Below are 12,466 nucleotides of genomic sequence, written 5' to 3'. Positions count from 1 at the left end.
GCTGAATGCGGGCTTTTTTATTAGATCTCTAGGCTTTCAGACCACAGAAAGTAACCACCGTATTGGCTGGTCCTAAATTCTCCACCTATAGCTTTGCCTTGTTCTGTGAGTAAATGTTTGCCATTGTCATTCAGGGTTAGAAAACCTTTTTCGACAAACTTATCCAATAAATCAGCAGTTTTTAATTTATGTTTTGCTGCTAATTTTGATGAAGTTAATTTACTTAGATTGTCAGCGTCCTCATCATTTTTCTCTTCAACTTGAACTTGCGCTGTTTTTACTTCATCTAATGAGATTCGAAGTTCATCACTAATGCGAATAATGCGTTGGGATTCTTCATAAGCATCTTTGAACACTTCATCATCTTCATATTTGCGAATTAAAATACCCATTTCATTGTTATTCACTTGACTAAATTCGTAGAGATTTAAACTCGATATAATGCATTCAGATTCATTCATATAGCATTTTGCATGTAAGTTTTTACAAAAGCTCAAGCGTACATAATCGAGTTTTTGCATCCATTTGATTTCATCAGGATGCAAATCACTTTTTCCATAAACAATACGAATATCAATTTTTAAACGGTTTTTGTCTTCTAATAATTCTTTAATACGGTCGTTCAAACGCAGATAAGGACTGATTAAGATGAGCCGTTCTTTTGCATTTTTGATGAGTTCTTCCAAGAAAAAATTGGTCGCACTGGTATTTAAAAACTTAGCCATAATTCCCCAGACTCGGTTTGTTCAAATTATTTTTTATTATTAAAGCACATACGCCTCATTTATTTAGCAGCAAATAAACAAATTTGAAGCATTATTTTAGAAAGGTAACCAACCTCATACTTACTCTAGTATTCGCTGCATTAGTACCAAATCACGCCACTGGCCAAATTTCTGTCCTACTTCTGGCATATAACCGGTTTGCTTAAAACCTAATTTTTCATGCAGCACAATCGACGCTTTATTTCCATGATCAATCGCTGCGACCATGACATGAATATGATGCTGTTTGGCATGGTCTATCAGTTTCAGCATTAAAGCCTTGCCTAAGCCTTGTCGCGCAAAGTCAGGATGAATAAATACAGAATGTTCAACAGTATGTTTAAAGCCGGTAATTTGACGAAATGAAGAATAATCAGCATAACCTGCAATGTGTTTAGACTCTAAATCTTCAGCGACGATCAAAGGAAACTGCTGAGCGGTGAGATTGTGAAACCAATGATGAAAATCATCTAAAGATTTTTCCTGGTTATTCCAGGTTGCTGTTCCATTTAAAATTTCAGCATTATAAATATTCAGCATTTGTTCTAGATCTTGTATTTGAGCGGGACGTATTTGAAAGTCCATTAGCTATGCCGAATGAATAAATAGAGGCATATTTTAGGAATATTTCCATTTTAGGGCAATAAAAAAGCAAGACCGAAGTCCTGCTTTTTAAACACTCATCTAAGATCTAAAAAACGTTGTGCTTAGAAGTGGTATTTAACCAATGCACTTACGTCATTTTGATCTATACCTGCTTTGTTGCCGTATTTATTGTTCCAAACAGAGTGCTCGATACCTACGTATAAACGTGTGTCTGGAGAAATGTGTTTACCTACATTCCATTTGTATTGAGTTGTCCAGTTCAGTTCACTTGCGTGATCATCTTCAGCAGTAGACCAATCTAAGAAGCCATCAACGAGAAAGTCTTCAGCACCGACTTTAAATGGAACACCATAGACAAAAGTCATTTGGTAATCATCTTGAGTTATTTTTTTGTCGTTGTCTGCTTTATAGAAATTTAACTGAGCATATTGGAAATATGGAATATCTAGATCGAAGCCAACGCCGTATAAGAAGTTATCAAAGTTACTGAAATCGTCGCTGTTTGCTTCCCAAGTCGTAGAAACCAACACGTCTTTTACTGGACCAAATGCTAGTTTTTGACCGGTTACTTCACCCAGGCTTAAACGAGGTGATAATTCAAAGTAAGTTGATTTGTTATCATCGCCACCGCGCATGCGGTCAGCAAAGAAGAATACATCTGCATATTTTACTTTAGCTGCATACTCAACAGTTAAAGTTGTTTGCTGATCATCTACAACTTCATAGTTTTCACCATAAAGACCAGTCACGCTGAAGTCTTGCCAGATTGGCGCAGCTTGAGTAAGTGCAGCAGTTGAAGCCAAGGCACATGCAGTAAAAATTTGTGTAAGTTTCATTGAAAATATCTCCCCCGAGAAGCAAACAAAGCATACAGATTCTTAAGTAAAAATAAAGCCATAATTGATCAATGGCTCAAAAATAATATCATTTGCTAAAATATTGCTGGGGTTAAAATTAAACTACAGCTTTGATACTTAAAAACACATGCGGGCCAAGAATATAAAATACTTTTTAATCATCACATTTAAGGCAGAAAAAATAATATGAGATTTATCAACTAACTTGGCAAATAAAATTGAATGATTTAATTATAATATTGATATTAAAAAAAATATCAAAATACTACTTGCATATGTTTCACTTAGAACCGTATATTCGAAGTATAAGGACACGATTCTGCAGACTCAAAAGTGTTCATCGTTCAATGTGGAGGAACTTGTTCCAAACTAATTTGAAGATGTTTCGCGCTGTTTTTACAGCAAGTTTAAACGTGCCAAGATAAGAAGTTTTGCACAAAAGATGTGAATAAAAGAGGATGAAATTATATGAACATTGAAATCCGTACAGATAAAAACATTCAAAATAGTGAACGTTTAATTACTTATGTTCGTGCAGAACTGAATGCAGAATTCCAACGTCATAGCGAACGTATTACTCACTTTTCAGTTCATTTTAGCGACCAAAATGCAGCCAAAGGCGGTGCAGATGATATTCACTGCATGATTGAAGCGCGTCCAGCAGGATTGAAACCTGTGGTGGTCAATCATCGTGGTCACAATATTGACACCGCGATACATGGTGCCATCGACCGCTTAAAACGCAGTCTAGAGCATCTCTTCGAGAAGAAAGAAAACCCTCGTGCTGCGGTACCGGCATTTGCTGAAGACAGTGATACTGACGCTACACCGGATTTAGAAGATTAGGCAGAAACTTGCTTGATTGGATAGAAAAAAGCTCTTCGGAGCTTTTTTAATGTGTAAATCTTATAAAAAGAAAAATGAATAATAAATATACTTGTTATACATTTAGCTAAAACAAATCAGCTTTTATTGGGCATAATAGTTTAAAACTGATTGAAGAGAGCTTTCTCCATGTTAACAGCGCAACAACAAGTCTTTGTACAGGCAATAGAAGAACTTAATCTTGCTCAAGTACAGCGCCTTTTGGCAGAAGGCCTCGACCCTAATTTTATTGACCCGGAAAAAGGTCCTGTCATTTCTGTCTGGTCAGATGGTCTGTTTAAATGGTGGGAACAGATTTGTGAAGCCTATGAAGCCGGTTCACCCTTATCTGAACAAGAAAAACAACAAAATTTGACGGTACATATTGAAATTTTAGAAGCGCTTATTCAGGCCAAAACCAATGTACATTTATGGGATGCAGAAGAACTGTATGGTCCATTATGGGATGCTGCCAGCGCTGCCTGTGCGCCTGCCGTGCAACGCTTGCTCGATGAAAAAGTAGATCCAAATAGCAAGGATGAAGAAGGCTTCACTATTTTATCGTCTATTAGCGATTTATTCTTTGATTGTGATTTTGATGAAATTAACTGGTCAGAAGCTTTGCAAGAAGAAAAACAGACCTTGGAATTGCTCCGTAGTCACGGTGCTAAAATGACCAAAGAATTAACATAATAGCGAGATAGAAATGTCAGCAGTAAAAATAGTAGCTTTGATTGTTGCGGCAGGTTTTAGCATGAATGCTATGGCTGCTGAATTTTCCTTTGACCGCCCCGGGACAGGTATCGGCACCGGCATTACTCCAGTCGGTCAACTGGCTTGGGAACAAGGTTTACCCAGCCTAAGCTATTCAGAAAGCAAAGATGAAAATGGTATAAAAGTGAGGAACACCCGCTTAAATGCCGACATGTTGTTGCGTACGGGTTTGGCCAAAGACCTGGAGCTGCAATTGGGCTGGCAAGGTCCATCCTGGTCAAAAACCAAAACAGCAGGTCAGTCTGTTGAAGACGACGGTTTAGGCGATGTCAGCATTGGTGTGAAAAAAGCCATTGATCTGGATGATGAAAAGCTGTCTATGGCCATTTTAGCCGAAGCTATTCTTGCAACAGGCAATGATGGTTTTAGCAATCACGATGACATTTACAGCCTCAGCTCTGCCGTAGCTTATGCAGCGACTGATTTGATTAATACTTCCATCACCATGCGTTACGAAGTCCAGAACAGTAATTGGGCTGTGACTGCAGTACCGACCATCGAATATAAAATTGCGGGTAAATGGTCTGGTTTTTCAGAACTGGTTTACCGTAAAGCAGAAAGTGAAGCTGATGAATACTCTCTGGGTTCAGGTGTGATCTATGCATTGAATGACCGCCTGCAAATGGATGCCAATGTGGGTGTTGACTTGAATGGCAAAGATAAAAGCTATCAGTCAGGTTTGGGTGTTTCCTTCCTCTTTTAATTAAAAAAAATAAATGTATATGAAAAAGCATTTTCAAAATGGTCGGTTTTTGTTTCATTCTGCAGTAAGCGGATTTATTTGTAGCGTCATTTTATTGTTTTCAATGGCTTTACAGGCACAGGAACAATTGCGCTCTGCAGAAGATGCTTTTTCTTTTACAGTGGAATCCACTGGTGAGCATGAAGCACAGCTCAACTGGAATATTCCCCAAGGGTATTATTTATACCAGCACAAATTTGAAGTCCGGCAGGGGACAAAACAACTTGCTTTAAAGCTACCTAAAGCCACCGACCTCTATGATGAAAACTATGGGCATACCCAGGTTTATTTTCACAATGTTCGATTCAATATTGCGACCGAAGCAGCAAAAACTTATCAGGTGACTTGGCAGGGGTGTGCCCAAGACCGTATTTGCTATCCGCCACAAACGGTTGAGTTTCAGACCGATGTCGATGGCTTGGTGCTTCTGCAAAATCAGGCTAAATCCAGCAAGCGCTTGCTCGATCTTGCACAGTCATCAAATAGCACAACAAATCCTAATACGCCTTTTACGACTGAACAAAATGATTCAGAAAGCGCTGCACCTCCAGTGGCGCTAGATACTGCCCAAGATCAGATGTGGTCGGAAAAACTGACAGAAAATTCTTTATTTTATAGCCTGCTGCTATTTTTTGGCTTAGGGATTTTACTGGCCTTCACGCCGTGCTCATTGCCGATGCTACCGATTTTAACCTCGTTAATCGTGCGCGACAGCAAGGGCTTAAAAGCCTGGATGATTGCCTTGGTCTTTGTCTGTAGCATGGCCATGGTCTATGCCATTTTAGGTTTAATCGCTTCATCGGCCGGTTTGAACTTCCAGCGCTGGTTACAACAACCTTCGACCCTGATTGCTTTTAGCGCACTTTTTGTGGTGTTCGCGCTGAATTTATTTGGGCTGTTTGAAATTAAATTGCCGTATGCTTTAGTGAACCGTTTAGACCGGGTGCATTCACTGCAAAAAGGCGGCAGTTTGGTGGGTGCAGGGGTGATGGGCATGATTTCGGCCTTATTGATTGGACCCTGCATGACCGCGCCTTTGGCCGGGGCATTGTTATTTATTTCCCAAACCCAAAGTCAGTGGCAAGGGGCACTCTTACTGTTCACGCTGGGTTTCGGAATGGGAACACCGCTGCTTTTGGCCAGTGTATTAGGTGCAAGAATTCTGCCCAAAGCCGGACAGTGGATGCATCAAATTAAAGTGATTTTTGCCTTTATCATGCTGGCTTTGGCGCTGTATTTTATTCGTCCTTTAATTTCTGAAGCGTGGATGCAATGGCTAGGTCTGGGCTTGGGCTTAAGCTTTATTGGCTATGTAATTGCGCGCTTAATCGGGCAAAAAACACAGTTTAAATGGCTGTATATTTTGGCCTTAATCACCGTGATTCCTTATCTGGCCTATACGCAATATCAGCACAGTCAACGCTTCTTTGTCGAACCTAGCAGTACTCAGGCAACATGGCATGTGGCTAAAACAGCCGATGAATTTCAGCAGTTGCTCGCCAGTGCACCCGCTGAGCAAGGTATTATTATTGATGTTTATGCCGATTGGTGCGTGGCATGTCAGCCGATTGAACAGCGTGTTTTAAAATCAGCACAAGTGCAGCAGGACCTGGCACCGTATTTTCTCATCAAGCTTGATTTGAGTCATTATGATGCAACCCATCAGGCTTTACTCAATCAATGGGATATTTTAGGTCCGCCGACCTATTTATTTTTAAATCCAAAACAACAAGAAATCCGCGGTTTACGATTAACCGGCGCTTTTAGCGAAGCAGAATTACGACAACAGCTCGATCTGTTTCAAAAGCATAGAGGACAATAATTTATGTATCAGTTATATATTGCCAATAAAAATTATTCCAGTTGGTCCATGCGCGCGTGGTTGGTGCTAAAGGCGTTTAATATCCCGTTTGAAGAAATCATGCTTCCATTTCCTGCAGAGCGTGATGCAGGGACTTTTAAGCGGGATGTTTTGTCGGTTAACCCCAATGGCAAAGTCCCGGTGCTGCTTGATGATGGGTTGATGCTCTGGGATTCCTTGGCCATTTGTGAATACTTGGCAGAACAACATCCGGATCAGGCTTTGTGGCCGAAAGAGCTGAAGCAACGTGCACGTGCGCGCTGTATTGCTGCGGAAATGCACAGTGGATTTTCGGGTTTGCGCAATGCCTGCGGCATGAATATCCGGGCGAATTTAGCCGATGTCGGCAAAAGTTTATGGCAGGAAAATGCAGAACTTCGTCAGGATGTGGCACGGATCGAGCAGATCTGGTCGGAACGTCCACAACAGAATGGTTTTTTATGTGGTGAATTCTCGATTGCCGATGCATTTTATGCACCGGTGGTGACGCGCTTAATGACTTATGCTTTACCGGTCAGCGAGTCTACACAGCAGTATATACAAACCATACTAGAACATCCGGCAATGAAAGCCTGGATGGGTGCAGCCATGCAAGAAGATGCCTGGGTGAATTATTTAGAAACCTATCAACAGCAAAAGCTTTAACACAGCTTGGCTTCGTGAAAGAAGTCTTGATAGCATTTGACCTGATTACGGCCACATGCTTTTGCTTCATAGAGCGCTTTATCTGCCTGGCTTAACAATTGCTGCGGTCTGAGTTGGGTATTCGATAATGCAATCCCAAAACTGGCGGTGACCTGAATTTTCTCGCCCGCATCACTGATTAACTGCAACTGTTGAATCGCTTGACGGCAACGCTCAGCAATAATTTGCGCTTTTTCTAAAGAAGAGTTATTTAAAATAAGAATAAATTCTTCACCGCCAAAGCGTCCTACCACATCGCTATCACGAATGATTTGGGACAAAATTTCACTGACTTTAATCAGGGTTTCGTCACCTTTATCGTGGCCATACTGGTCATTAATTCGTTTAAAGTGATCCAGGTCGATTAACACCAGTGCATAAGATGTTATCGGTTTACGCTCCAGTTTTTCCAGACAAGCGCTAATACTGCGGCGGTTAAGCGCATTGGTTAGCGGGTCTATCTGACTTAAATGCTGAATGAGTTTTTCCCGATGGCGCCATTGGCTGAGTAAAATTTCAAATAAAATTAAACAGGTAATCAAAATAGGCACAATGAAATACATCATCGTGACAACCCAAAACATATTTTGATAGGGCAGGCTGTCTAGATAAAAAATCGGTGCGTAGGGAAGGTGACCCTGTAAGCTTAAATAGCCACATAAGACCAAGTAGAGTGTGGCCGGTATCAGTGCGTAATAGACAATTTTACGTTTAAATAGAACCAAGCCAACAGTTACCAGGCTGATGTAAGAAATCATGGTGGCAGGACTGAGAACCCCGATGACATAGCCATCCCGACATAATGAAATAACAAAAATGGCCACACATAAATAAGGCAGCCATTGTTGTGCCCTCACATTTTTTCGCCAGACTGAACACAAATAAATCAGTCCAATAAAAACAATCAGAGAGAAGATATTCAGTCCAAGTTGAAACCTGAGCAAAGGCAAATTGATCCAGTGCCCTAGCTCGGGTGAAAGAAGAACAAAAACTTTCCAGACAATCCAGATCACATGCACCAAACTTGCTAAAACAAGCATCAGAATGCATTTATTAAGGACGCTCCAGTTCATTACGACTTCATCTTCTATCAGATATTTCGCAATTTTTTCTTGTAATGAGGAGCTAAGATTGGGTGAAAAGGTTGGCTTCATTCGATAGATATGACCTTTAGATCTTTAAATTAGGTATTAGTGATGCGTTGATCTGATTTATTTTTAATAATTCACAACATAGCACGTTTTTTTGCGAATAGTAATGCCTATATTTTGTACTTTCAGGTATAAAACAGCATTTTATTCGCCTGTTTATTGTTCCAAATATAAAACAGTGTGTTGTATATAAGGGTATTATTCTATTTTTGTTGATCGATTAAACTGAGCACATTGAATAAATAAAGATTAAGGTTTTGAGCATGAAAGTTTTACATATCGATTCAAGTATTTTAGGCGCAGCTTCAGTTTCACGCCAATTAAGCCAGGCCATTGTTGACCAATTACAGACCAAACATGCAGATTTAGCCGTGGATTATCTGGATCTGGCTGCACAGCCTATTCCGCATTTAACTGGCGCCATTTTAATGGGGCAGGATACAGAACAAGCGGCTTTGGGCGAAAAAATTATTCAGCAATATCTGGATGCAGATATCGTGGTGGTCGGTGCGGCCATGTATAACTTCGGTTTGACTTCAACCTTGAAAGCCTGGATTGACCGTATTAGCGTAGCCGGTAAAACATTTAAATATACTGAAAATGGCCCAGTCGGTTTGGCCGGTGAGAAAAAAGTTTATATCGCCAGTAGCCGTGGCGGAGTTTATGGCGAAAATAGCCCAGTCGATTTTCAGGAAGGCTTTTTGAAAACGGTATTTAACTTCACCGGTGTAAATGATGTTGAAATTATTCGTGCTGAAGGCGTGAATATGGGGCCAGAGTTGAAAGACCAAGCCATTTCTAGCGCTTTAACTCAAGTACAAGCCCTTTAATTTTTCAAAAGACAATATATTGCTCTTGGGTCAGCTTCGGCTGACCTTTTTTATGAGCATGACTTTTTAATACCAAGCTTTAATCTTGATCGAGCTTATGCGCAAATTCGGCCAGATCTGCCAAGGCTTGTTTACCTTCATCAAACCAGGGATGAAACATCTGAAAGTTATGCCACATCCCGGTATAAAGTTTATAAGTCAGATCTACACCTGCCTGTTCCGCTTTTTCTTTAAAGCGCTGCGCATCATCCAGTAAAATTTCTTTAGAGCCCACTTGAACCAGGATCGGGGGTAATCCGCTTAAGTCTGCAAATAAAGGTGAAATGGCAGGATCTGCGGTGTTCATAGATTTAGGTAAGTAATAGTTAATGCCTGCTTCTAAGGTTTCAATCGAGAGTAGCGCATCGTGTTTACGGTTATAACGCAAAGATTCGCTGCTTAAAGTCAAATCTAAAAAAGGCGATAACAGGATTAGTCCACTGACTTGAGCAAGGCCTTCGTCACGGATTTTAAGTGCCAAGCCCAAAGCCAGATTAGCACCACAAGAGTCACCAGATAAAATAATGTCTTTGGCTTGAATCCCTTGACCTAGCAAAGTGGTATAGATATCAAAAATCGCATCGCTGGCTTCAGGATAAACCGATTCGGGAGACAGAGGGTAATTGGCGTGAAGCACCTGCATTTGGGTACGTGCAGCGACATGGGTCAAAAAGGCACGATGGGTATTGAGTGAGCCCAAATAGAATGCACCACCATGAATATGCAAAATAAGTTGCGTCGATTCACTTTGAGGTTTTATTTCTTCAGCATGTAAGCCTGCCAAACGTAGCGGTCTGATTTCAACGTCTTTGTTACTTGGAAAGGCACGGCACATTTGCTCCAAGGCAAAACGCATCGAGTTGGGAGGCAGGTTAAATTGGCTGGGTTTGCGAATGGCGGTTTTTAAAATACTTTCTGTAATTAATTGTTTCCAGACTGGGCTGATCTTCATATTTTTTTCCATCTTGTTCTATCTTTTAAGGGATGACTGGATATTTACCAAATCAAGTTACAAGATTACACTAAATGGTCACACTGAGAAATTGCAAAAATGTTGTGACTTTTTAATACTAAGCCGTCTATACCAGACTAGGGAAACAAAAAAAATGAAAAAAATTGCACTTGCACTAGGATTGCTCGGATTAACAGCTTTGGCTAATGCTGCTGATCCACTAAATGGTTCTGTTTGGAAAACGATTGATGACAAGACGAAACAACCGAAAGCGATAGTAAAATTTACTGAGCAAAAAAATGGCACATTATCTGCGAGTATTCAACAGGTGTTAACACCTGGAGAAGAAAAAGCATGTTCAAAATGTGAAGGTCCATATCACAACAAATCTTTAAGAGGCCTAAAGATTGTTCATGGTCTTAAAAATGCGGGTGGTACAAGCTATGCAGATGGAACTATTCTTGATCCTTCTTCAGGTAAAACTTACCGATTAAAAGGCCAAATGGTTGATGGCGGCAAAAAATTAGAATTACGTGGTTTTATTGGTGTAGCGGCTTTAGGTCGTAACCAGACTTGGATTCGCGCAAACTAAGTGTGCAAAGCCACATGGATTAAACAAAAAAGCCTGACATAGTCAGGCTTTTTTAATTGTCAGGCTTTTCTAATCTTGGTGATGCAGACTACATTATTTTAATGCCCGATATGCATTTTCATCAAAACCGACGATATAACTTGAAGCTGTTTCAAGTACCGGACGTTTAATCAGGCTGCTATGCGTTGTTAAAGCGCTAATTAAATTGGTTTGACTGGCAAGCGCAGTTTGCTGTTCTTGTTCGCTCAGCTTGCGCCAAGTAGTACCCTTTTTATTCAGGATGAGATCTTGTCCCACTTCATCTAGCCATTTTTTTACAGTTTCAGCATCAATGCCTTGCTTCTTGTAATCATGAAATTCGTAGGCCAGACCGAGCTCAGTCAATAAGTCGAATGCTTTCTTCATTGAACTGCAATTTTTGATGCCATAAATTTTAAGCATAACAGGATCATTCCATTTTCGATTGCCAGATAGCCTAGCGAAAATTATCCAGAAGCTCTAGAGGGAATTAAAAGTATTAAAAATTAAATCAGGATGTCATGAAATTGACATGTGGATTTGCCAATATAGCGTTATAGATAAGAATAACTTTAATATTAAAAATATGGATTTAGTGGCTCTAGAAAAGAGAAAACCCGCATTTAATCATCCTGATCATGCGGGTCTCAATTCAACGTCCATTGTCAACATCCTTGCAAAATAAGCGACCGAAGTGGTTTATTTTGTTTCATCCTACGGCGTCCTGTCCTTTTGCGTCATCCTGACGTATCCCTTTGCCGTGAAGCCATAATGCACTTAAAACAGGTGTATAAAAATACTCAAACGCGTCAAGTGTTGTAGGTTTTTGGATGGTATTGAGTGAACGTATGTTCACTCAAATAGGTCTTATTGATTAGATTTTATAATCAATAATCACTGGAGCATGGTCGCTGAACCAGGTTTCTTTATAGACCCAGGCATTGATTGTGCGGTCTTTCCAGTCGGGTGAACAGGCCTGGTAATCAATCCGCCAACCGACATTTTTGGCGCGGGCCTGTCCGCGGTTTGACCACCATGAGTAAAGTTCAGCTTCTTTACGCACTTCACGGAAAGTATCGACATAACCCAGATCATCATAGATATGATCGAGCCAGGCACGTTCATGCGGCAAACAGCCCGAAGACTTTTGATTGCCCGTCCAGTTTTTAATATCAATGCGTTTATGGACGATGTTGTAGTCGCCGCAGACGATGATCGATTTATCTTCATCTCGCCACTGTTTTAAAATTTCTTGGTATTGATTTAAAAAGTGGTCTTTACGGGCTTGCGCTTCTTCACCTGATGAACCTGAGGGTAAATAAAGCGAGCAGATATGAACAGGTTTTTCCAGACCTAAGTCAAATTCAGCAGATATAAAGCGTCCTTGAGAATCGGCCAATTCAAAACCCAAACCATCTTTTACCGAAACAAAAGGTAGGCGGCTATAAATGGCTGTACCGGCATAGCCTGCACGTTCAGCAGGGAACAGGTGTGTGTACCAACCTTCTGGTCTAAATTTTTCAGTCCACTGCGCATGCGTGATCCGGCTTTCCTGCATACAAATCACATCGGCTTCTGACTGTTCCATCCATTCAAGCAAGCCTTTGGTCACTGACGAACGTAAGCCATTTACGTTAATGGAAACGACTCTTAGAATTTTTTGATCACTTGGATAGCTACTCTTTGGTATCATGCGCAAGTCTTACCTCTATTTATGAATTTTGGAGCACCT

At 40.5% G+C, this 12,466-nt stretch carries 14 protein-coding genes; 7 read left to right on the top strand and 7 right to left on the bottom strand.

Features of this window, described 5'->3' with window-relative positions; all coding sequences use genetic code 11:
• Positions 1 to 20 precede the first annotated feature (20 nt).
• The 3 genes from E0H81_RS05460 to E0H81_RS05450 form a co-directional block, all read right to left on the bottom strand.
• A complete protein-coding gene (locus E0H81_RS05460; RefSeq protein WP_131317191.1) occupies positions 21 to 725 on the bottom strand; it encodes a phospholipase D family protein in 705 nt (234 codons plus the stop codon).
• A 120-nt stretch (positions 726 to 845) separates the two neighbouring features.
• Positions 846 to 1,349 carry a GNAT family N-acetyltransferase gene (locus tag E0H81_RS05455; protein ID WP_131317189.1) on the bottom strand — a complete coding sequence of 168 codons (504 nt, stop codon included), beginning with the start codon at positions 1,347 to 1,349 and terminating at the stop codon, positions 846 to 848.
• A 122-nt stretch (positions 1,350 to 1,471) separates the two neighbouring features.
• Positions 1,472 to 2,206, bottom strand: a complete 735-nt coding sequence (locus tag E0H81_RS05450; protein ID WP_131317187.1) for an outer membrane protein OmpK — start codon at positions 2,204 to 2,206, stop codon at positions 1,472 to 1,474.
• 489 nt (positions 2,207 to 2,695) lie between these two features.
• Between E0H81_RS05450 and E0H81_RS05445 the strand changes: the two genes are divergently transcribed.
• The 5 genes from E0H81_RS05445 (at position 2,696) to E0H81_RS05425 (ending at position 7,113) form a co-directional block, all read left to right on the top strand.
• A complete protein-coding gene (locus E0H81_RS05445) occupies positions 2,696 to 3,073 on the top strand; it encodes an HPF/RaiA family ribosome-associated protein (RefSeq protein WP_131267775.1) in 378 nt (125 codons plus the stop codon).
• Between the two features lie 168 nt (positions 3,074 to 3,241).
• Positions 3,242 to 3,784, top strand: a complete 543-nt coding sequence (locus tag E0H81_RS05440) for an ankyrin repeat domain-containing protein (RefSeq protein ID WP_131317185.1) — start codon at positions 3,242 to 3,244, stop codon at positions 3,782 to 3,784.
• A gap of 13 nt (positions 3,785 to 3,797) precedes the next feature.
• Entirely contained in the window at positions 3,798 to 4,568 is a 771-nt protein-coding gene (locus E0H81_RS05435) for a transporter (RefSeq protein ID WP_131317183.1), read from the top strand.
• Positions 4,569 to 4,587: 19 nt separating this feature from the next.
• Entirely contained in the window at positions 4,588 to 6,429 is a 1,842-nt protein-coding gene (gene dsbD, locus E0H81_RS05430; RefSeq protein WP_131317181.1) for a protein-disulfide reductase DsbD, read from the top strand.
• Positions 6,430 to 6,432: 3 nt separating this feature from the next.
• Positions 6,433 to 7,113 (top strand): glutathione S-transferase family protein, encoded by a 681-nt coding sequence (locus tag E0H81_RS05425; RefSeq protein WP_131317179.1) that lies wholly within the window; start codon positions 6,433 to 6,435, stop codon positions 7,111 to 7,113.
• Here the strand turns inward: E0H81_RS05425 and E0H81_RS05420 are convergent.
• Positions 7,110 to 8,306 carry a GGDEF domain-containing protein gene (locus tag E0H81_RS05420; RefSeq protein ID WP_131317177.1) on the bottom strand — a complete coding sequence of 399 codons (1,197 nt, stop codon included), beginning with the start codon at positions 8,304 to 8,306 and terminating at the stop codon, positions 7,110 to 7,112. The two genes, E0H81_RS05425 and E0H81_RS05420, sit on opposite strands and share 4 nt — an antisense overlap.
• Positions 8,307 to 8,566: 260 nt before the next feature.
• On the opposite strand from E0H81_RS05420, the gene E0H81_RS05415 reads away from it, so the two are divergent.
• Positions 8,567 to 9,133 (top strand): FMN-dependent NADH-azoreductase, encoded by a 567-nt coding sequence (locus tag E0H81_RS05415; protein WP_131317175.1) that lies wholly within the window; start codon positions 8,567 to 8,569, stop codon positions 9,131 to 9,133.
• Positions 9,134 to 9,212: 79 nt separating this feature from the next.
• Here E0H81_RS05415 and E0H81_RS05410 read toward each other — a convergent pair whose 3' ends face one another.
• Entirely contained in the window at positions 9,213 to 10,124 is a 912-nt protein-coding gene (locus tag E0H81_RS05410) for an alpha/beta hydrolase (RefSeq protein WP_131317173.1), read from the bottom strand.
• 154 nt (positions 10,125 to 10,278) lie between these two features.
• Between E0H81_RS05410 and E0H81_RS05405 the strand changes: the two genes are divergently transcribed.
• Positions 10,279 to 10,716 carry a DUF2147 domain-containing protein gene (locus tag E0H81_RS05405; protein ID WP_131267767.1) on the top strand — a complete coding sequence of 146 codons (438 nt, stop codon included), beginning with the start codon at positions 10,279 to 10,281 and terminating at the stop codon, positions 10,714 to 10,716.
• Positions 10,717 to 10,809: 93 nt separating this feature from the next.
• Here E0H81_RS05405 and E0H81_RS05400 read toward each other — a convergent pair whose 3' ends face one another.
• Together E0H81_RS05400 and E0H81_RS05395 are read right to left on the bottom strand one after the other, a co-directional pair.
• A complete protein-coding gene (locus tag E0H81_RS05400; RefSeq protein WP_131317171.1) occupies positions 10,810 to 11,157 on the bottom strand; it encodes a Spx/MgsR family RNA polymerase-binding regulatory protein in 348 nt (115 codons plus the stop codon).
• Positions 11,158 to 11,608: 451 nt separating this feature from the next.
• The gene (locus E0H81_RS05395; RefSeq protein WP_131317169.1) at positions 11,609 to 12,427 is read right to left on the bottom strand and encodes an exodeoxyribonuclease III; all 819 of its coding nucleotides are present in this window, start codon (positions 12,425 to 12,427) and stop codon (positions 11,609 to 11,611) included.
• Positions 12,428 to 12,466 lie beyond the last annotated feature (39 nt).

It is taken from the genome of Acinetobacter terrestris, assembly GCF_004331155.1.
Lineage (GTDB): Bacteria > Pseudomonadota > Gammaproteobacteria > Pseudomonadales > Moraxellaceae > Acinetobacter > Acinetobacter terrestris.
The sequence above is the reverse complement of the archived record's forward strand: the minus strand, read 5'-3'. Positions and strand labels throughout refer to the sequence as shown.

Bases quoted from the DNA above. Each gene is read 5' to 3' on its own strand.
- E0H81_RS05460 (WP_131317191.1), bottom strand. From the start codon at position 725: ATGGCTAAGTTTTTAAATACCAGTGCGACCAATTTTTTCTTGGAAGAA.
- E0H81_RS05455 (WP_131317189.1), bottom strand. From the start codon at position 1,349: ATGGACTTTCAAATACGTCCCGCTCAAATACAAGATCTAGAACAAATG.
- E0H81_RS05450 (WP_131317187.1), bottom strand. From the start codon at position 2,206: ATGAAACTTACACAAATTTTTACTGCATGTGCCTTGGCTTCAACTGCT.
- E0H81_RS05445 (WP_131267775.1), top strand. From the start codon at position 2,696: ATGAACATTGAAATCCGTACAGATAAAAACATTCAAAATAGTGAACGT.
- E0H81_RS05440 (WP_131317185.1), top strand. From the start codon at position 3,242: ATGTTAACAGCGCAACAACAAGTCTTTGTACAGGCAATAGAAGAACTT.
- E0H81_RS05435 (WP_131317183.1), top strand. From the start codon at position 3,798: ATGTCAGCAGTAAAAATAGTAGCTTTGATTGTTGCGGCAGGTTTTAGC.
- dsbD (WP_131317181.1), top strand. From the start codon at position 4,588: ATGAAAAAGCATTTTCAAAATGGTCGGTTTTTGTTTCATTCTGCAGTA.
- E0H81_RS05425 (WP_131317179.1), top strand. From the start codon at position 6,433: ATGTATCAGTTATATATTGCCAATAAAAATTATTCCAGTTGGTCCATG.
- E0H81_RS05420 (WP_131317177.1), bottom strand. From the start codon at position 8,306: ATGAAGCCAACCTTTTCACCCAATCTTAGCTCCTCATTACAAGAAAAA.
- E0H81_RS05415 (WP_131317175.1), top strand. From the start codon at position 8,567: ATGAAAGTTTTACATATCGATTCAAGTATTTTAGGCGCAGCTTCAGTT.
- E0H81_RS05410 (WP_131317173.1), bottom strand. From the start codon at position 10,124: ATGAAGATCAGCCCAGTCTGGAAACAATTAATTACAGAAAGTATTTTA.
- E0H81_RS05405 (WP_131267767.1), top strand. From the start codon at position 10,279: ATGAAAAAAATTGCACTTGCACTAGGATTGCTCGGATTAACAGCTTTG.
- E0H81_RS05400 (WP_131317171.1), bottom strand. From the start codon at position 11,157: ATGCTTAAAATTTATGGCATCAAAAATTGCAGTTCAATGAAGAAAGCA.
- E0H81_RS05395 (WP_131317169.1), bottom strand. From the start codon at position 12,427: ATGATACCAAAGAGTAGCTATCCAAGTGATCAAAAAATTCTAAGAGTC.